Annotated in this window: 16 protein-coding genes; 10 read left to right on the top strand and 6 right to left on the bottom strand. The window is 64.6% G+C overall.

Features of this window, described 5'->3' with window-relative positions:
• Positions 1-77: 77 nt before the first annotated feature.
• Positions 78-1,052, top strand: coding sequence for a quinone oxidoreductase (locus tag LVJ94_23485; protein ID WXB10177.1), 975 nt, complete (start codon positions 78-80; stop codon positions 1,050-1,052).
• 157 nt (positions 1,053-1,209) lie between these two features.
• On the opposite strand, the gene LVJ94_23480 is transcribed toward LVJ94_23485, so the two are convergent.
• The gene (locus LVJ94_23480; GenBank protein WXB10176.1) at positions 1,210-2,637 is read right to left on the bottom strand and encodes a hypothetical protein; all 1,428 of its coding nucleotides are present in this window, start codon (positions 2,635-2,637) and stop codon (positions 1,210-1,212) included.
• A gap of 211 nt (positions 2,638-2,848) precedes the next feature.
• Complete coding sequence (locus LVJ94_23475) at positions 2,849-3,241, bottom strand: DUF3634 family protein (GenBank protein WXB10175.1); 393 nt, start codon at positions 3,239-3,241, stop codon at positions 2,849-2,851.
• Positions 3,242-3,315: 74 nt separating this feature from the next.
• Here LVJ94_23475 and LVJ94_23470 point away from each other — a divergent pair, with 74 nt between their 5' ends.
• Entirely contained in the window at positions 3,316-3,948 is a 633-nt protein-coding gene (locus tag LVJ94_23470; GenBank protein WXB10174.1) for a LysE family translocator, read from the top strand.
• A gap of 40 nt (positions 3,949-3,988) precedes the next feature.
• Entirely contained in the window at positions 3,989-4,525 is a 537-nt protein-coding gene (locus tag LVJ94_23465; GenBank protein WXB10173.1) for a TetR/AcrR family transcriptional regulator, read from the top strand.
• Here the strand turns inward: LVJ94_23465 and LVJ94_23460 are convergent.
• Positions 4,522-5,406, bottom strand: a complete 885-nt coding sequence (locus LVJ94_23460; GenBank protein ID WXB10172.1) for a PhzF family phenazine biosynthesis protein — start codon at positions 5,404-5,406, stop codon at positions 4,522-4,524. The genes LVJ94_23465 and LVJ94_23460 overlap by 4 nt on opposite strands.
• A 162-nt stretch (positions 5,407-5,568) precedes the next feature.
• On the opposite strand from LVJ94_23460, the gene LVJ94_23455 reads away from it, so the two are divergent.
• The 4 genes from LVJ94_23455 (at position 5,569) to LVJ94_23440 (ending at position 11,494) form a co-directional block, all read left to right on the top strand.
• The gene (locus LVJ94_23455) at positions 5,569-6,564 is read left to right on the top strand and encodes a sigma-54 dependent transcriptional regulator (protein ID WXB10171.1); all 996 of its coding nucleotides are present in this window, start codon (positions 5,569-5,571) and stop codon (positions 6,562-6,564) included.
• 224 nt (positions 6,565-6,788) lie between these two features.
• Entirely contained in the window at positions 6,789-7,556 is a 768-nt protein-coding gene (locus tag LVJ94_23450; GenBank protein WXB10170.1) for a hypothetical protein, read from the top strand.
• Between the two features lie 4 nt (positions 7,557-7,560).
• Complete coding sequence (locus tag LVJ94_23445) at positions 7,561-9,756, top strand: c-type cytochrome (GenBank protein WXB10169.1); 2,196 nt, start codon at positions 7,561-7,563, stop codon at positions 9,754-9,756.
• A 37-nt stretch (positions 9,757-9,793) separates the two neighbouring features.
• Complete coding sequence (locus tag LVJ94_23440; GenBank protein ID WXB10168.1) at positions 9,794-11,494, top strand: mechanosensitive ion channel family protein; 1,701 nt, start codon at positions 9,794-9,796, stop codon at positions 11,492-11,494.
• A 12-nt stretch (positions 11,495-11,506) separates the two neighbouring features.
• Here the strand turns inward: LVJ94_23440 and LVJ94_23435 are convergent, their stop codons facing one another.
• The gene (locus LVJ94_23435) at positions 11,507-12,799 is read right to left on the bottom strand and encodes a hypothetical protein (GenBank protein WXB10167.1); all 1,293 of its coding nucleotides are present in this window, start codon (positions 12,797-12,799) and stop codon (positions 11,507-11,509) included.
• A 164-nt stretch (positions 12,800-12,963) separates the two neighbouring features.
• On the opposite strand from LVJ94_23435, the gene LVJ94_23430 reads away from it, so the two are divergent.
• On the top strand, positions 12,964-13,383 hold the full coding sequence (locus LVJ94_23430; GenBank protein ID WXB10166.1) for a hypothetical protein: 420 nt from the start codon (positions 12,964-12,966) through the stop codon (positions 13,381-13,383).
• On the opposite strand, the gene LVJ94_23425 is transcribed toward LVJ94_23430, so the two are convergent.
• Entirely contained in the window at positions 13,373-15,463 is a 2,091-nt protein-coding gene (locus LVJ94_23425; protein WXB10165.1) for an amidohydrolase family protein, read from the bottom strand. The genes LVJ94_23430 and LVJ94_23425 overlap by 11 nt on opposite strands.
• Positions 15,464-15,656: 193 nt before the next feature.
• Between LVJ94_23425 and LVJ94_23420 the strand changes: the two genes are divergently transcribed.
• Both LVJ94_23420 and LVJ94_23415 read left to right on the top strand, forming a co-directional pair.
• On the top strand, positions 15,657-16,595 hold the full coding sequence (locus LVJ94_23420) for a hypothetical protein (GenBank protein WXB10164.1): 939 nt from the start codon (positions 15,657-15,659) through the stop codon (positions 16,593-16,595).
• A gap of 20 nt (positions 16,596-16,615) precedes the next feature.
• On the top strand, positions 16,616-17,719 hold the full coding sequence (locus LVJ94_23415) for a carboxylate-amine ligase (GenBank protein ID WXB10163.1): 1,104 nt from the start codon (positions 16,616-16,618) through the stop codon (positions 17,717-17,719).
• Between the two features lie 159 nt (positions 17,720-17,878).
• Here the strand turns inward: LVJ94_23415 and LVJ94_23410 are convergent, their stop codons facing one another.
• Positions 17,879-18,313 (bottom strand): hypothetical protein, encoded by a 435-nt coding sequence (locus tag LVJ94_23410; GenBank protein ID WXB10162.1) that lies wholly within the window; start codon positions 18,311-18,313, stop codon positions 17,879-17,881.
• Positions 18,314-18,447: the final 134 nt, after the last annotated feature.

Genomic DNA, 18,447 nt, shown 5'->3' with positions numbered 1-18,447 from the left:
GACGGTCGGCTGGACATATTGCTGCCTGAACTCCGGCGCGGGGCGCTCCTAGGGTCCGTGGGAAAGGAGTTCGAGAAATGGCGCGAGTGGTTCGCATTCATGGATACGGGAAGCCCGAGGTTTTGCGCATCGAAGAAGTGCCCGTCGGCCGCCCCGGCCCGGGGGAGGTGCGCTTGCGGCAGACATTCGTAGGGCTGAATTTCGTCGAGGTGTACTTCCGGCGCGGCACCTTTCCGGTGCCGAGTTTCCCGTGGCCGCTCGGCAACGAGGCGGCCGGCGTCGTCGAGGAGGTGGGGACGAACGTCACCGAGGTGAAGGCCGGCGATCGCGTGGTGTATGCCGATGGCCCGCTCGGGGCGTACGCGACGGAGCGTCTGTATCCGGCAGATCGCCTGGTGCCCATTCCGGACAACGTGTCCGACGAGCAAGCCGCGACCGTGTTCCTCAAGGGGATGACCGCGCGCTACCTGCTGAAGGAGGTCGTGCCGCTGTTGGCGGGTGACTCGGTGCTCTTCCAGGCGGCCGCGGGCGGGGTGGGCGCGATCTTCGTTCGATGGGCGCGCGCGTTGGGCATTCGCGTCATCGGCACCCTCTCCACCAAGGAAAAGGCCGCATTCGCTCGTGAGGCCGGCTGCGTAGCGGTCATCGATCGAAGCCGCGAGAACGTCGGCGATCGCGTGCGCGCCCTGACGGAGGGCCGCGGAGTGAAGGCCGCGTTCGACTCCGTGGGGCGCGACACCTTCCGCGCGTCGCTCGATGCCCTGGCGTTGCGGGGCACGTTGGTGGCGTTCGGCAAAGCCTCGGGCGAGCCGGAGCCGCTGGCCCCGTTCGAGCTCGCGCCGCGCTCGCTCTTCGTCACATGGCCAATTCTGCCGGTGTACACAGCCAGCCGCGGCCAGCTCCTCGCCGCCGCGAGCGATCTGTTCTCGGCCGTCGCCGAGGAATACGTGGATGCGCGGCCCCGCCGCGTTTACGCCTTCGACGAGATCGTGCAGGCCCAGCGCGATCTGGAAAACGGCCGCACCACGGGCGCGGCCGTGTTGCGCATCTAGCGGAGGAGAGAATTCACAGGAAGACGGGAAGACGGGAAGGATTTACGGCGCGCGCAGCGCGGAACGCTTTTTTTAGGGTTTCCGGTCGCTCCACTCGCCTGATTGGAAACCTCAAAAACCTTCCCGTCTTCCCGTCTTCCTGTGAAATTCTCTCTCTTCAGAAGCGACGTGGGAGGTCAGTGGGCTCCGGTGCGGCCTTCGCAGAGCGTGCGAGCGTACCCAGACTGGGCACATCCATCCATCGCCTCAACGTGGCGACGGCTTCCGCCCTATCCGACTCGCCCAGCGCCCAGATGCCCGCGCTATGATCGGTTTGCGGAGCGATGTAGCGGTAGCTATCGTTCGAACGGCTCACGGAGAATGCACCGGCCGACCACGGGTCGTTTTCCCCGTAGACCAGAATCACGCGCTCCGCACGCCCGTAGGACCATGCGCCGATTTTCATGCTCAAGAGAGGGCTGTAGCGCTTCTCCACGCCAAATGGCGGAAAAATGGCCGGTTCGTCGAAGAACCCCGGTGTCAAATACGGACGCGTGTGCGCGTATTGGAATCCCGCATACCCGTGTTCCGTGGCCGCTTGGTACAGGCCGGCTGCATGGGAAAAGAGGCCCTTGTCTCCAAACCCGGTGTCCGAAACCGAGGGATAGTAGATCCCATTCTGCAGGACGTCGAAGAGCTGCTGCGTCGTCGCGCTCGACGGCGGCACGTCCGCGCACGTCGTGCCGCTGTATTGCCAAAAGAAGAAGGGCGCCTCGGTGACCGTGACATCGAGCGCCCGGTGGATGCCCAAGGCCTCGTAACTGTCGCCGCTTGCGGCGGCTTCCGCCAGCATGAGGGGCTCGATCTCCGCGCGCCGGCGTAGCAGCTCGACTTGAAAGTCCTTCAGCTTTTGGCGGCAGCTCGCGTCGCCGACGTGCTCCAGGAATGCGACATAGCGTGGATCGCTCGTATCGAAGTTGAGCGGTGCCACGTAGGCGATGGTCGCGTAGACGTCGTCGGGGTAAAAATAGCGATGCGACATGGCGGTCATCCCGCCCTTGCTAGCCCCCGTGGAGAGCCACTTCTTGGGAAACAGCGGCCTCAGTGCCTCGATGATGCGGTGCTCGTCGGAAGCGCTCTGAAACGACGTCACGTTGCTGTAGTCGACGGGACTGGGAACGGACTCGCCGAAGAAGCGATGCTCCAGGAGAATCTCGTTCGAGGCGAGGATGCGCGTGGGCTCGTTCGGCCTCACGGACGTGAGCGACCGCAGGGCGTACCCCGTCGAATCGATGACCATGGGGAGATCGCGCGAACGATAGAGCATGCTGAACCGCTCGGTGAACTTCGGTCCGTCGGGGTGGTGATGATCGACGGGCTGCTCGAATCGAATCACGAACGAGCGCGGTCCGGTTGGGCGGATGTCGATTTCCGTGGCCTGCACGACGCCAGGCACATGCCGCAACTGCTCCAGGATATCGTCTTCGAGGGGGGCCTCCTGCCGTGCGACGTCCGAAGGCTCCGGGGTTTCGGTCACGCATCCACCTGCGAGGCAGGCCGACACGATGATGGATGAAGTCCAACCAAGGGAATATCGGGCTCTCATGAACACTCCACGGTACGCCCGCCCGTGTTCGCATCAATCTGATCTCGCGCAGCACCCCCGGGTGATCTGCGCCAGCACCCCCGTCTACTCGTCTCCAGGTGGCTTCTTGGTCGAGCGCGCGATGAAGTAAATCAGCAGCGCGCCGCCTGCGAGGGGCACGAGGAGGGCCAGACCGAAGAACGCGTATTCGATGTGCGACACGGCCGGGAGTCTACTCGATGGGCGGCGCGAGGCGCCATGCGAGCCACTCGATGCCCAGCACCTGCCCGATGTTCGGGTGGGCGATCCGCGGGGCCGTGCGAAGCTTCGTCACGGGGTACAGGGCAAAGGTGTTTCGCATCCGCTGGGCCGTGACCCCGTCGATCGACGCAGAAAGAACGAGGAGCGCGCTTCCCGAGTCCTTCACCGCGCGCACCGTCCCGTGCTCGACATGGCGGCCGACGTCGCGCAGATCCTCGAGGTAGCCGCTGGGGATTCTGCCGCGGATGACCAGCACCCGCCCCTTGCGGATCGACACGCGAAAGAACTCGTCCTGCCGCGCGACGTGCCATAGGAACACCGCGAGGACGGCGAGCACCGCCGCATAGAGCACGAGGCTGTCCATTCGCCCACCATCGTAGTCCCCGTTGCGTTCGCCGTCTTGACGCTTCCTCGCCAGAGCTCTACGTCCTTCGCTGCATGGTGGAACTGCGCGATCTCGCCCTCTTTGCCTTCGCCGCGTTGATGATGGTGCTCACCCCAGGTCCCAACATGGTGTACCTCGTGTCGCGCTCGCTCTGCCAGGGGAGGAAGGCCGCACTTTTCTCGCTCTTCGGCGTAGCGCTCGGGTTCCTGTTCCACATGCTCCTGGCCGCTTTTGGTCTCTCGGTGGTCTTCGTCACCATCCCAATCGCATACGAGGCGTTGAAGCTGGCCGGTGCGGCCTACCTTCTCTGGCTCGCCTGGCAGGCCGTCAAGCCTGGCGCGCCCTCCGTGTTCGAGACGCGAAAGCTCCCCCCGGATTCGAAGACGAAGCTCTTCGTCATGGGCCTCTTCACCAACGTGCTCAATCCGAAGATTGCCGTCTTCTACCTCTCGATCTTCACGCAGTTCCTTCACCCCGAACGCGGCTCGGTGCTCGCGCAGAGCGTCGTGCTCGGTGGAACGCAGATCGCCATCAGCTTCGCGGTGAACTTCACCATCATCATGACCGCCGGCGCGGTGAGCGTGTGGTTTTCCGCCCGGCCGTTCTGGGTGCGCATTCAAAAATGGTTCATGGGCGCCGTCCTTGCGGGGCTCGCGGTGAAGCTGGCCGCGAGCCGCAAGCCCTAGCAACATTGACAAATATCGTTTCAATTGTAAACATCGCGCTATGTTGGACGCGAAAGTGGAAGAGCGCGATGCTGCCCGACGGGCCGCCATTCTAAAGGCCGCGCGCGAATGCTTCCTCCAATTCGGCTACGCGAAGACGTCGCTGGACGACATCGCGAAGCGGGCCAACATTTCTCGACCGCTCATCTATCGCAAGTTCAAGAACAAAGAAGACATTTTCTCGGCGGTGCTCGAACACGAGTTCATGTCGCGCTACCCGGAGGCGGAAAAAGTGCTGGCCGGCAGCGGGAGCGCGCGGGAAAAGCTCTTTCGGCTTTACGAGATACTGCTTTTGGAACCCTGGTCCGAAATGCGCAAAGCCCCCATGGCCCTCGAGTTCTACGAGACGTGCGAGCGTCTGTTTCCCGAGGTGGAGGCCAAGCAGGCACGCCTGCTCCTCAAGGCCACGCAAGGCATTCTCGAATCGAAAGAGCTTTCGCAAGTGTTCATGCTCGCCGTCGAAGGTCTGTATTCCGACGTACCGACGACCAGCGTCCTCCGACGGCGGCTGCAGCTCCTCGTCGAGCGCTTCGCTTAGGTTCGAAGGGTACCCTCGACGCAGGTGACGCACTGGCCGCCGAGGCGGACCGTGCCATCTTCGTCGATGGAGACGCGGACCCGTCCATCGCGGCCGAGCCGCGCGCCCTGCGAGGCCACGTAACGGCGGCCGATGGTCTCGACGAGGCCGGTGTCGCGCAAGAACACCGCGACCGACCCATTTCCGCTGCCACAGACCGGATCTTCCGGCGCGCCGAACGCCGGGGCGAACGAGCGCACCTCGAGATGGGGACCGTCGTCGCGCCCGGAGGGAGCATGCGCCCCGAAGAGCGTGACCCCCGTCGTTCCGCGACGCCGATCGAAGGCCTCCATGCGCCCCAAGTCGGGATTCAGCTCCCGCACGAGCGTGGCATCTTGGAGGCGCGCAATGGTCCACTTCGGACCGACGTCGACGACCCGCGGTGCCTGCGCGCGCTCGACCTTCGCACCGAGGATGTCCTCGAGCTCGGCCACCTCGGCCTCCTCCAGAAGGCGCGTGCGCGCCGGCGGCAGCTCGAACGCAATCGACCGCTGCGCCCCGTCGCCTTGCACCGTGAGCGCGACCAATCCGACGGCACACTCCTGTACGAGCTTGCCGTTCTTCGGCGTGACCACACCCGCCTCCAGCGCGGCGTGGGCGCTACCAACGGTAGGGTGGCCGGCAAAGACAAGTTCGGCCCGGGGCGAGAAGATCCGGAGCCGATAGTCCGCGGCGGTATTTTGCGGCTGCAGTAAAAATGTCGTCTCGGAGAGGTTGGTCCAATTGGCAATGCGCTGCATTTGCGAATCGGTGAGGTCGTCGGCGCCGAAAATGACTGCCAGCGGATTTCCAGCGAAAGGCCGATCGGTGAACACGTCGACCTGTTTGAATGGAAGGCTCATACCTTCAATGTGAGGGGTCGGCGACACGCGGAGTAGGCACAGATCACGCTGTATTGGGCCAGTACAGTGCGAGCGATCTGCTTCAGTTGACTTTTTGTTAACGAGATCCGCCGTGATGCGACCATTATGGGACAGGAGCACGCAACAAGGAGTCAGGCGCTCATGTCGATGATGTGTGACGAGGAGCGCACGAGCATTCGGCCGCCACCGTCTCCACACCATGTGGAAACGGGATTCGGGCCGGTACTCGGTGCGAGTCCGGTCATGCGGCAGCTTTATCCCGTATTCGAAAAGCTCGCTTCGTCGTCCGTGCCGGTGCTCATCGAAGGGGAGACGGGCACGGGAAAAGAAGTATTGGCCGAGGCCATCCACGAAGCGGGTGATCGAGGCGGTCCCTTCGTGGTTTTCGACTGTACGACGGTCGCACATTCGCTCTTCGAGTCGGAATTGTTCGGCCACGAGCGCGGCGCATTCACCGGCGCGGATCGCACCCGCGTCGGCATCTTCGAGGAGGCCAACGGCGGCACGCTCTTCATCGACGAAATCGGCGACTTGGATTTGCCCTCGCAGGCCAAGTTGCTCCGCGTGCTCGAGCGCCGGCAGGTGCGCCGCATCGGCGGCAACGGATTGCTCAAGGTCGACGTTCGGGTCATTTGCGCCACGCGGCGCAACCTCGATGAAGAGGTGGAAGAACGCCGCTTTCGCGATGACCTTTTTTTCCGCCTCGCCGTGGCCCGCGTGGAACTTCCCCCGCTGCGCCACCGGCACGGCGACATCGAACTTCTCACCCGCACCTTTTGGCAACAAATGGGCGGCGACGTGGCGCACCTTCCTGCGCCATTGCTCCAGCGTTTCGAGAAGTACGACTGGCCCGGCAACATTCGCGAATTGCGCAATGCCATTGCACGGCAACTCGCATTGGGCAGCGTGGTGTTGCCCGATCGGAAATCGCCCGAGGCGCGCGGCACGGCCGACTGGATCGACAACCTGGTGGCGCAGTCGCTGCCGCTGCGGCAGGCCCGCGCAATCATCACGTCGGAGCTCGAACGGCGGTACGTGCGGCACATGCTGGAGATCCACGACGGAGACCTCGGACGGGCCGCCGAAGCGAGCGGTGTGGGCCGGCGCTACTTTCAAATGTTGCGCACCAAGATTTAGGCCTCACGTAGGAACGTAGATTTCGCCGGAGAAGAAATAGTTCGCTCGTTCGGGGACGGAAAGCGGCGCGAACTCGCGGATTGATACGGATTTCATGAAGGTCGATACGTGGCATTGTGATTGCTAACTACGAGGCGTGAAGTAAGCGGACACGCGGGCCGTATGGGGAGGGGACGCGCGATTCGAATGACACCAATACGGACAATGGAAAGGGCGGTGCAATCATGCATAGCAAGTGGGCTTGGTCGGGCGCGCTGATCGCGGGGGTGGTTCTGTCGGCATGCGGCAGCAGCGGCGGGGACGAGAACGGAGGGACGAAGGACACGGCGGAAGGGGCCTGGGGGTGCGAGGCCAAGGGAGGATCGCGCGTGGTGTGCACCAGTGCGCAGACCCTCGGTGGAAGCACGGCGAACACGCTCGATCAGTACGCGTGCGCGGCCGGCGAGAAGAGCGCTCGTTGCCCGGACGAAGCCTCGCTCAAGGGCTCCGGCAGCTTGAGCGCCGTCATCGATACGGACATCAAAGCGGCCGCGTTCGACAAGCTCCAGTGGGCGTGCCTCACCACCGGGAAGCATCAAGTGCAATGCGCACGCGATCTGTCCCTGATGGCCGAGGTGGGAGGCAGTGTGGACATCGAGGGGCAATTGAGCCTCCCGAAGAGCTGCTCGGTGCAGGATTGGGAGCCGTACTTCGCCCAGCTTGCGAGCAAAGTCTACAAGAGCGTCGGCTTCGACATCGACTTCCCGCGCGAGTTGTTCAACAGCCATGCCACCTTGGAAAGCCTGATCGAGGCCGCGGCGAAGGATGCCATGACCCCGGGCAAACCGAGCTGCTACGTCGCCGAGTGGGATCTGCGCGCACAGGCTTGGCTGCTCGCCGTGGGGCGCGGATGCGTCAATCTGACGGCACCGATCCTCGTCTGGTGCCAACAAGCCGCCAACTACGCGCCCGAGACGCGCGAATGCAACCCGAGCGGCAGCTGGGCGCAGTGATGCCATGAGGCAGCGCACGCCTGCACTGTGGATGATCGTGGGGTTCGTCTTGGTGCTGGCCATGGCGGCGGCGGCGGGGGGTCGTTCCTCGTCGTTCGCCGCCGGTGCGTTGTTCGCGTCGTACGGCGAGCCGATCCCGGGCATCGATGCGCAGGAGCGGGCGCGCTTCGAGCGGGGAAGGCTCGTGGCCATGCGCCGCTTCGCCCCGTCGGAGGGGCTCGGGCCGTCGTACAACGCGGCGTCGTGCCGCGCGTGCCACGAGAAGCCGGTCACCGGTGGCGGGGCTTCGCGTTACCGCGGCGTGCCGCTGGAGCCCCACTCGAAGAAGACGTTCGCGGCGGCGTTCGAGCATCATTTCACGGCGACGTCGATGGATCCGTCGCACGCGCGGCCGCATGCGATCCATCTGCCGTTGCCGTTTTTCGGCGTGGGGCTTCTCGCGGAGATCCCCGCGAAGGAGATCATGTCGCGCGCGGATCCGAGCGACAGGAACCACGACGGCATTCGGGGCAAGGTCAATTTCGAGCGCGGGTTTCTCGGCCGCTTCGGCCGCAAAGCGCAGATGGCCACCTTGCAAGGCTTCGTACGCGGCGCGCTCTTCGATCAAATGGGGGTGACCACCGTGCCCGTGGAACCTTCGCGCCTCGTGGGGAAGGCCGAGCGCGATGCACCCGTCGAGCTGCGCACGCGCGATGCCGACGGCGCCGCCGATCCCGAGCTTTTGCAGAGCGATCTCGCCGATCTTTTGGCCTTCGTGGCGCTGCTCGCGCCGCCGGCCCCCGAGGTGCCGACCCCCGAAACGCGCGCCGGCGAAAAGGCATTTCGCGCGTGCGGATGCACCTCGTGCCACGTGCCCGCCCTGCGCGGTCCGCGCGGAGAGGTCCCCGCCTACACCGATTTGTTGCTCCACGACATGGGCGAGGAGCTCGCCGACGACGTCGTGGTGGGCGAGGCGAGCGGTCGCGACTTTCGCACCACGCCCCTGTGGGGCCTCGCCGCCGCCGGCCCTTATTTGCACGATGGACGCGCGGACACGGTGGACGAGGCCATTCGCGCGCATGGCGGAGAAGCGGCGCGCGCGAAGCATCATTACGCGTTGCTCGACGAAGGACAGCGCCGCGCGCTGCTCGGGTTTCTCGCCGCGCTGGGCGGCAGCCATTACCGCGGCGATGGCCTCTTGCCGAAGGATGCCCCGGCGGCCTCGCCCTCGGCGCTGGGCGGTCCCCTCGCGGAGCTCCCGCCGGCCGAACACGTGCGCTTCGTGCGCGGGCGTGACCTGTTCGACCACGACTTTCGCGCCTCCGAAGGGCTGGGCCCCTTCTTCAACGGCGATGCATGCCGCAGCTGCCACTTCGAGCCCGTGCTTGGCGGTGCCGGCCCTGCCGACGTCGACGTCGTACGCCACGGATTTCTCGGCACCGACGGCGTGTTCGAGGCGCCAACGCACCTGCCGCGCGGTGACACGATGGCCCATCGCTTCGGCCTCGCGCGCGAAATGCCCTTCGTCGATGGGCGCGCCAACCTCTTCGAGCGGCGGCAGACCCCGACCTTGTTCGGCGCGGGCCTCATCGACGCCATCCCCGACGAAGCCATCCGCGGGCGCGCCGATCCGGACGACCGCGATGGCGACGGCGTCCGCGGGATCGTAAGCGCGCTCCCCGGCGGAAAAATAGGGCGTTTCGGTTGGAAGGGCCAAATGGCCAGCCTGGAGGACTTCGTCGAAGACGCCTTCACCAACGAACTGGGCCTGACCAAGGGCGAGCTCGCGAACGGCGTTTTCGACGACGTCGTCTTCTTCCTCGCGAACCTGGCGCCGCCGCGCGCCCTCGCATCGGACGAGGGCACCCGCGGTCTCGCCGTCTTCACCGAGACCGGATGCGCCGCCTGCCACACACCGGAGGCGCGCACGCGAAACGGAACCGCGGTGCGCCTCTACAGCGATCTACTCCTGCACGAGGTGGCCTCTCCAACCGAGCCGGTGTTGGCACAGTCCGGTGCGGCCCATGCCGGTCGCGCCTTCCGCACGCCCCCGCTTTGGGGCGTCGGCGCCACGGCTCCGTACTTTCACGATGGCCTCGCGGAAACGCTGGAGCAGGCCATCGTCCGGCACGATGCGGAGGCCAAACGGAGCCGAGAGCGCTATGTGCGGCTGCCCGATGATGACCGTGCCGCGCTCGTGACCTTTTTGCGGTCGCTTTAGACACAGAATCCGATGTGGCGCCTGCATCCAAAGGAGGGTGCCCGCGCTCGACTTGATCCTACACAACCTGGTGGCGTTGGGGGTTGCGCTGATTCTGCTGATGGTGCTGGGGCAACTCCTTCTTTCGGGGGTGCTGCACCTCGCGGGCTATCTCTTTCGCTCACCGCTGTTCGGTGAGCACAACGCCGAGGCGTTTCGAAAGCGCATGAAGCGCGGAACCCTGATTGCGGTCGGGGTGGGAGGCTTGCTGCTTTTCGTGGGGGCCATCGTCCTGACGTTCGTGCGGCGGCGCGCGCTCGACCTGGTGAAGGTATGGTTCGGACACCTCGGCCAAGAAGATCTGGAGGCGGTGGGACTGCACGTAGCCTATGCGGTGGGCATCGTGGTCGCGGCGGCCATCGCCGGAAGCCTCGCCCGCAATGGGATGGACCTGCTGACGAAGTTCGCCGAGCGCTCCACCTTGCTCGGTTCGAGCCGGGAGCTCACCGCCGAGGTGCTTTCGCGCCTGCGCACCGTGCTTCGTTTGGGCATCATTTGGGGCGCCGCGAGCTGGGTCAGCGTGGCCCTCGGCCTTCCGCCGGTGGTTCGCCGCGTCGTGTTCCTGGCCTCGGACGTGCTCGTGGCGTTTTACGGCTGCCGCTTTCTGGTGGTGCTGGCGCACCTTGCCGTCGATCTGCTCTTCGAGATGTCGGGCAAGCTCACCAAGCTGGAAAGCCCGCTCAAGTACCTGGGCAGCCTGACGCACCTCAAAGGGATTACGAAACGGTCCATCGACTATTTCGTCTACGTGGCCGCGGCGACGTGGGTCGCCGATCAGTTTACGCCCGATACGTGGTTCTCGCGCGCGGGGCGGGTGGGAATTCGGATCGTGGCCATCTTTTATGCGAGCCGCGTTCTCATCGAAGTATGCCTCTTGTTCATCAATGAGATATTTCTCAACAAGACCGCCGGTCGCACCAGTGGGGAAATTCAACAACGCAGAACCCTGGTGCCGGTGGCCGTGGGGCTCTTGCGATATGGGATTTACTTTTCGGCGCTGGTGATGGTCCTTCGCGAGGCGGATATCGACCCGACACCGCTGCTCGCCGGCGCCGGAGTGCTCGGCGTGGCCGTGGGCTTCGGCGCGCAAGCCTTCGTGGGCGACATCGTGGCAGGGTTCTTCATTTTGTTCGAGAACGTGCTCCTGGTCGGTGACAACGTCGAGGTGAGCGGCGTGCGCGGAATGGTCGAGGAAATCGGCGTGCGCATCACCAAGATCCGCGACGAATCCGGCGTTCTTCACGCCATCCCCAACGGCGAGGTGCGCAAGGTCGCGAACCATTCGAAGGTGTACGTCAACGCCGTCGTCGAGGTGCACGTGCCCTATGACGAAGACCTCACGCGCGTGCGCGAGCTGCTCGAAACCGTGAGCTCGGAGGTGCTCGAGGCCGAGTTGGGCAAACGCGGTGCCGGCCCCCAAGCGGGGGCTCACGCGCTCGAGATCAAGGTGCACGAGCTGGGGCAGCAGACCGTGATGCTCCGCGTTCTGGCGCGTGTGCCGCCGGGGAAAGATCTCGATATTTCAACCAAGTTGCGATCGCGACTCGTGGACGAATTGCGCTCCCATGACATGGCGCCCAAGAATCTCCCCACGGCGGCGCTCGAGAGCGTGAAGCTCCAGATCGCGCGCCCCGCCGAGCCAGTCGCGCCCGCGGCGGCCGAAGCCCCCGGCGCGGCGGTGCCCATCTTCAAGCCCTAGTATCGAAAAGCCCTAATATCGAATCACGATGCGGCCGGGTGCACCCGGCTCGGGGCCGCTCGCGCCAACGGCACCGCCTTTGCCCGCGCGTCCGTCGTAGTCGACGTCTTTGGTGCCGCCCGGGGTGACGCCGTTGCCATCGAGCACGCGCGCTTCTTTCCCTGCAGCGAGGCTCGAGCCGCCGCCGCCACCACCGCCACCGCTCTTCACCCCGACGATGCTCGAGCCGCACCCGCCGCCGCCGCCACCGAAGGCCCCGGCGCCCCCGCCGCCACCGCCGCCGTGTTCGGCGCGCCGCCCTTCGCCGCCGCCGGCATCTCCGCCCGCGCCGCCGGAGGACACTCCGGCACCCGTTCCACCGAAGAGCGCACGTCCCCCGCTTCCCGGTGCGTCGCAGCCGCCACTCGAACCCGCCGAGCCCCCACCTACGACGCTGGCACCGGCACCGCCCGTCGCGCCACCGCCCGCGCCCCCGTCCCCACCGCCGACACCACCGGTGCCGGCCCCGTTGGTGATGATCCCTCCGTTGAAGCCCACCGCGCCGCCGCCGCCGCCCGAGCCGGCGACCAACAAGGCCGTATTGTTGCGGAAGATCCCCGTGAGGCCCGCACCGCCGCCGCCCCCGCTCACGCCCGCATCCTCGCTGCCGGTGCCGGCCCCGCCGCCGCCGCCAATGCGCAACGTGAGCACCTCGCCCGGCGTGACATCGATGCGCCCGAAAACGAAGCCGCCCGCCCCGCCGGCCGCACCGTTCATGCCGCCGCCCCCACCGGCGCCCCACATTTTCACGTAGAGGGCCGTGACGCCTTCGGGCACCGGAAACGTCGTCGTTCGTACCGTGTCGAAGACCACCGGCGCTCCGAGTACGCGAACCTCGATCGGCGCTTCGTCGCGCAAAGGGTCCGCCGTGGCGATCACGTGCGACTCGGCGGTGACCGGTCCCGCATTCGCGGCGGCGTGGAAGACGAGGGTCCCCGTGGCGGTGCCGCCCGAAGGACGTCCGATGGCAACGGATCCAGCGGTCACGCCAGGGGGAAGCCCGTCCACGCGGACGAACGCGTCCTGGCGAAGCGGCGGGTTCGCCGCGAGCGTGACCGTCACGGTCATATCCTCTTTGGGCGCCAGGACGACCGTCGAAGGTTCCACGCCCACCACGAAGCCCGGATTGCCACCGTCCGGGGCAGGCGTCTCCGTCCCTTCCGAAAGATCACCAAGGCCTGCCAAAGCGGCGCAGCCCGAGGCGAGAAGCATCACGAGAAGGACGAGCGGCCCCTTTTGGCGTCGTTGGGGTCGGACGTTGAGCATCAAGCGTCTCCGAATCACATCATCGTATCCGAGGCTGCGACTTCGTTGCTAGGAAGCTCTACCACTATTTGCGTTATTTACACAAAAAGGTGTTCAGTGTGGGAAATACGATTTCTTGAATCGTTCGTACCTACCCAGAGCAGGATATACATACGGATGAGACGATGAAGTCGAAGATGCGACCCCGCGATTGTCCCTGCCATTCGGGCGCCCGTTACGGCGCGTGTTGCGAGCCGTTTCATTCCGGGGCTGCCCAAGCACCGACACCGGAGGCGCTCATGCGCTCCCGCTATGCGGCATTTGCGTTGGGCCTGGGGGCGTACCTGGTGGAGACCTTGGCCGCCGATCATCCAGACCGCGCGGTGCCGCTCGAGACGTTGGCCCGCGAGCTCGCCCGGGCCCGCGAAACACAGCGCTTCATGGGGCTCGAGATCCGCGAAACGTCGGCATCGGGCGAGCGGGGGGAGGTCCTCTTCCACGCGCGCATCTTCGAACGCGGGCAGGACCGCTCGTTCACCGAGCGGTCCCAATTCGTCAAAGAGGACGGCGCGTGGCGTTACGCGTCGGGGGACGTCAAGGCTTGATGCCCACCGCCTCGTAAAGCGGCGTGGACGCATAAACGACACCGCCCCGCACCGTGGTGTTCACATGGCGAAGATCCTCGATATGGGCCATGGGATCGCCCTCGAGCAGAAAGAAATCCGCGTCCTTGCCGGGTGCCACCGAACCGCTGGTCTTCTCGCGGTGCATGACCTTCGCGGAGCCCAAGGTCGCGAGCTGCAGAACGTCGGCCGCGGGAATGCCGGCCCGCACGTAGAGTCCGAGCTCCAGGTGCAGTGCGAGCCCGAAGTGATTCGAGTCGGTCCCCGCGACGATGGGGATCTTCGCGTCGTAAAGCGTTTTGACCATCTGCAGAAGCTTGCCGTACGCTTCTTTGTATTGTGCATCTTTCCCCTCGGGCACCGCCAGCCCGCCAATGAGGAATTCGCGCCGGACCTGCACGGGAAGGCGCCGCACCATCGGCTCGAGGCCATCGGCCACACGTCCGGGCCGTCCGGTGAACAGATCGAGGAAGGCGTAGACGGTAGGGTCGACGACCGTCTTCTTCTCGACGAGAAGCTTCAGAAAGTCTTTGACGGGTTTCGATTGAAGGTCGAGCCCCGGCGCCTTTTCCGCGACTAAGGAAAATCGGAGCGGCGTGCGTGTGTCGGTGTCTTTGTCGATGAAGAAATTGAGAAATAGCATATTGACGTGCTGAATCTCGTCGTAGCCGGCGCGCACCACGTCCTCGGCGCGCATATGCACGGGCACGTGGCCGCTCACGCGCATCTTCTTCTCGTGCGCCAACTTCGCCAGGAGCGGCACCAGCTCCGGCTTCATCGAATTGTAAATCTTGATTCCCTCGTAGCGCCGCTGCTCGTAAAACTCGACGGCTTGCTTCGCCTCCTCCGGCGTCTCGGCGGTGATCTTCGACGCCGCGGCCTTCTCGCCGCGCCCTTCGATGAACCCCGAGCGCAGCACGTGGGGGCCAATCGCGGTGCCGTCGTCGAAGCGCGTTTTCAAATCGTCCAAGGTGTCGGGATCGTTGCCCAGATCGCGCGTCGTCGTGACGCCCGAGGCGATGCCCATCACGCCGTGGTACCCCGCGAGGTGCGCGTGCATATCCCAGAGCCCGGGAAGAAGCGCTTTGCCTTTGGCGTCGATGACCTCGGCGCCCTTCGGCACCTTGGTGCTCTTCGTCGGACCCACCGCGACGATCTTCCCGCCCACCACCGTCACCGCGTGATCGTCGAGCCACCGTTTTCGCTCCACGTCCAGCACGCGTGCATGCGTGAACACGAGCCCCTCGGCCGGGCCCTTGTGCGCGAGCCGCGATGCCAACTCCCGGTCGCGCGCCTTCTCGAACTCCTGCTGCGCCTTGATGAGCGGATCGATCGCGTCTTCCCATCCCTCCGGCACCGAGGAGAGTCCCGGGTCGACCATCCCGAAGTACGCGCCGCCTTCCTCCGTCCAAAGGCGCACGGGCGTGTAGGAGAGGCCCGTGATTTCCCATGCGACCAGTCGCTTTTCCTTGCCGCCCGCGCGCGCCGTGAAGGTCCCGCTGCGCGCCAGCCGCGCTTCGCCGTCGGGCAGGAGCGCGATCTTGCCGCCGTTCTTCTGCAGCGCCGCATAAAGGAGGGCCGTCACCTCGGGTGGCTGCGCATTCGGCACGTAGAAGGCGGGGGCCCCGACCTCGGTCTCGCCTTGCTCCTCCGTGCTCTTCCAATGGGCACGCTTTCCCGCGACCGCGAACGTCTCATCGATGGCCGTGCCGAAGGTGCGCGTCCCCTTGGCCTCGAACGACGCCAAGGTTCCGTCCGCCGCGAGGCGCGCCCGGACGGTCATTTTCGGCCCACGCCCATTCTCCAGATACTCGAACGCCATCTCGATGGCCCCGTCCGGCGCGAACGTCGTCACGCTCGAACCGGATTTGCGCGAGACAATCACCACGGACCGTCGCTCGGTGCGCGCCTCGGGTGCCTTCGCCGCGGTCTCCGTCGCGGGCGTCGTTCCCGTGGCGGGAGGCGAGGACGCCGGCGTCGATGTCGACGGGCCACACCCCAGCGCAGCGCATGAAAGAATGACGCAAAGCCCCAACCGGGTCGGTATTAACGAAGATCTCATGGCGCGGGACGATAGGGCGACGCGTGCCTCATCAGAAGGGCGCAAAGGGGTCCTGTGGTGTTCGATGTGTGCACGCCGCTTTTTTCCGTGCGCACGGGATCGGTACCCCGGGCAATGTGCTGGGGTTTCCGATGTTTCCCCGCCACGGACGCGCTGGCACACACCGCTTCTGTCGGTGTAAAGTCGCAAAGCTGTGACAGAACGAATTGGACTCATCGTCGGTTACGAGGACACTTTCCCCCCGGCCTTCATCGCAAAGGTCAACGAAACGCCCGGATTTCGCGCGGAATACGCGAAGTTCGGCGGAACCCCCGAGCGATACAAATCACCGTACGCCGTGTTGGTCGACCGTCTGAGCCACCAGGTGCCGTACTATCGGTTTCACCTCAAGGCCGCGATGCTTGCAGGTACATACGTCATCAACGACCCACTCTGGTGGAGCGCCGATGACAAATTCTTCGGCTACTCGCTGGCTGCCAAGCTCGGGGTGACCGTCCCGCGCACGGTGATGCTGCCCTCGCAGAGCTACATCCCCGACATCGACCCGAGTCGGTCGCTGCGCAATTTGGAATACCCCCTCGATTGGGAACGCATCGCCGATTACGTGAAGTTCCCCGCCATCTTGAAGCCGGCCGACGGCGGTGGCTGGAAAAACGTGTCGCGCGTCAACAACATGGATGAATTGCTGCGCGACTACAACGCGAGCGGCCAGCTCGTGATGACCTTGCAGGAGTTCATCGATTTCGACGAATACGTGCGCTGTATATGCATTGGTAAAAAGTTCACTTTGCCGATCAAGTACGACCCGCGCCGTCGCTGCTACATCGAGGCGGAAAACTTCCTCCCCAAGGCCCTCGAGCAGAAAATCCTGGATGGCTGCTGGGCGCTCAACCATGCGCTCGGCTACGATATGAACTCCGTGGAATTCGCCTGCAAGGATGGCGTCCCTTACGCCATCGACTTTACAAATCCCGCCCCAGATATGTGCGTTCGGTCGATTCTCCCCCGGTACTTCCACATGGTCGTCGACGAGATGGCGCGCTTCACCATCGAGTGCGCTCGCGAAGGCAGGAAGAACCCGACCGTGCACGCGTATCAGAGGTACTTGGAAAATCCCATCCCACGAGCCTGATTGGCGGGGGGTAGCACCATATGATTGATGGCCAGTTTACGTTGGGTGTCGAAGAAGAATATCAAATCGTTCACCCGGAAACGCGTGAACTACGGAGTTATATCTCGCGGATTTTGGAAGATGGCAAAAGCGTGCTCCGCGAGCGGGTGCGCACCGAGATGCATCAATCCATGGTGGAGGTGGGCACATCGGTCTGTCCCGACGTGAACACCGTCCGGTCCGAGCTCGTCGAGATGCGCGGCGAGCTCGATCGATTGGCGCGAAAGGGGGGGCTGCGCATCGTGGCCGCCTCCACGCACCCGTTCAGCGATTGGCGCGTGCAGGACATCACCGACAACGATCGGTACCACACGCTCGTGCACGACATGCAGGACGTGGCGCGCGAGAACCTCATCTTCGGGCTGCACATCCACGTCGGCATCAAGGACAAATCGGTGGCCATCGCCCTGGCCAACCAAGTGCGCTATTTCCTGCCGCACATTTTGGCGCTCACGTGTTCGTCGCCGCTGTGGCTGGGGCGCAAGACGGGGCTTTTGAGCACGCGCTCGCAGATTTTCCGGCGCTTTCCGCGCACGGGCATCCCCGACGAGTTCGAGAGCCCGCAGCAGCTGCAGAACTTCACCGATCTTTTGATCAAGACCGGTTGCATCGACAACGGCAAGAAGATCTGGTGGGACGTTCGTCCGCACTACCTCTACGACACCGTCGAAATTCGCATCTGCGACATGCCGACGAACATGCGCGACACCATCGCCGTGACGGCCTTGGTGCAGGCGCTGATGGCCAAGCTTTACCTGATGTACCGGCGCAACACGTCCTGGCGGAGCTACCCGCGCAGCTTGATCGAAGAGAACAAGTGGCGTGCCGTGCGCTTCGGCACCGGTGCCCGGCTGATCGACTTCGGCCAGCAGGCCGAGCGTCCGTTCTCCGAGCTGATCCCCGAAATGGTGGAGCTCATCTCGGAGGCCACGGACATCTTCAAGACGCACGACCATATGGAGCGCATCCTGGAGATCGCCAAGAACGGTTCGAGCGCCCAACGCCAGATCGAAGTGTTCGACAAGACGAAGGACGCGAAACACGTCGTCGACTGGCTCATGGCCGAGACAATGAACGGCATTTAGCGAGTAGGAGAATTCACAGGAAGACGGGAAGACGGGAAGGAGTTTCGGCGCGAGCCAGCACGGAACGCTTTTTCGGGGGTTCCGCTGGCCTACGGTGCCGATTGAATCCCCACAAAACCTTCCCGTCTTCCCGTCTTCCTGTGAATCTCTCTGATTCGTCTAGCGCGTGGCTTCGTACCAGCGTTGGCGTGCCCAGCGGGCGGCTTCGGCGAAGGTGTTGACGAAGGTGTAGGCGTAGTGCGGTTTGGCGCGCCAGAAGACCGCGATCATGGCGCTGCGCATGCGGGACGTGCAGATGTACGCTTCGCCAACGCAGTACTGTGCGTACTGCTCCTCCATTTTGGCCTGGTGTTCGGCGATGAGGGCGCGCTGCATGGCGTCCGGGACCTCGCCATGGGTCTGGTCGATGATCTGAACGAAGCGCTCTTTGCGCGAGAGGACCATTTCCTCGAGCTCGCGAAGGTGGCTGGCCAGCTGTGCCAGCGATGGCTTGCCCGCGTAGGTCAAAACGACGATCGGCCAACGCGCCACATCGACCGTGAGCACCGTTTCGCCGGTGGGGCTTGGCGATCGACGGCGTACTGATTCGGACATGAACCCCCTCATTGAGCTCCGGCGCCAATCCGAGGTGATGGATGTACCAGCGCCATTTTAGAATATGCTTCTGCTTAAATGTAGCGCACGCAACGCGCCATTGCAGCGACGGACGCCACTTTAGGTGCTGGTCC

The sequence above is a fragment of the Sorangiineae bacterium MSr11367 genome (assembly GCA_037157805.1).
Taxonomy (GTDB): domain Bacteria; phylum Myxococcota_A; class Polyangia; order Polyangiales; family Polyangiaceae; genus Pendulispora; species Pendulispora rubella.
This window is presented reverse-complemented; position numbering and strand designations above follow the sequence as displayed.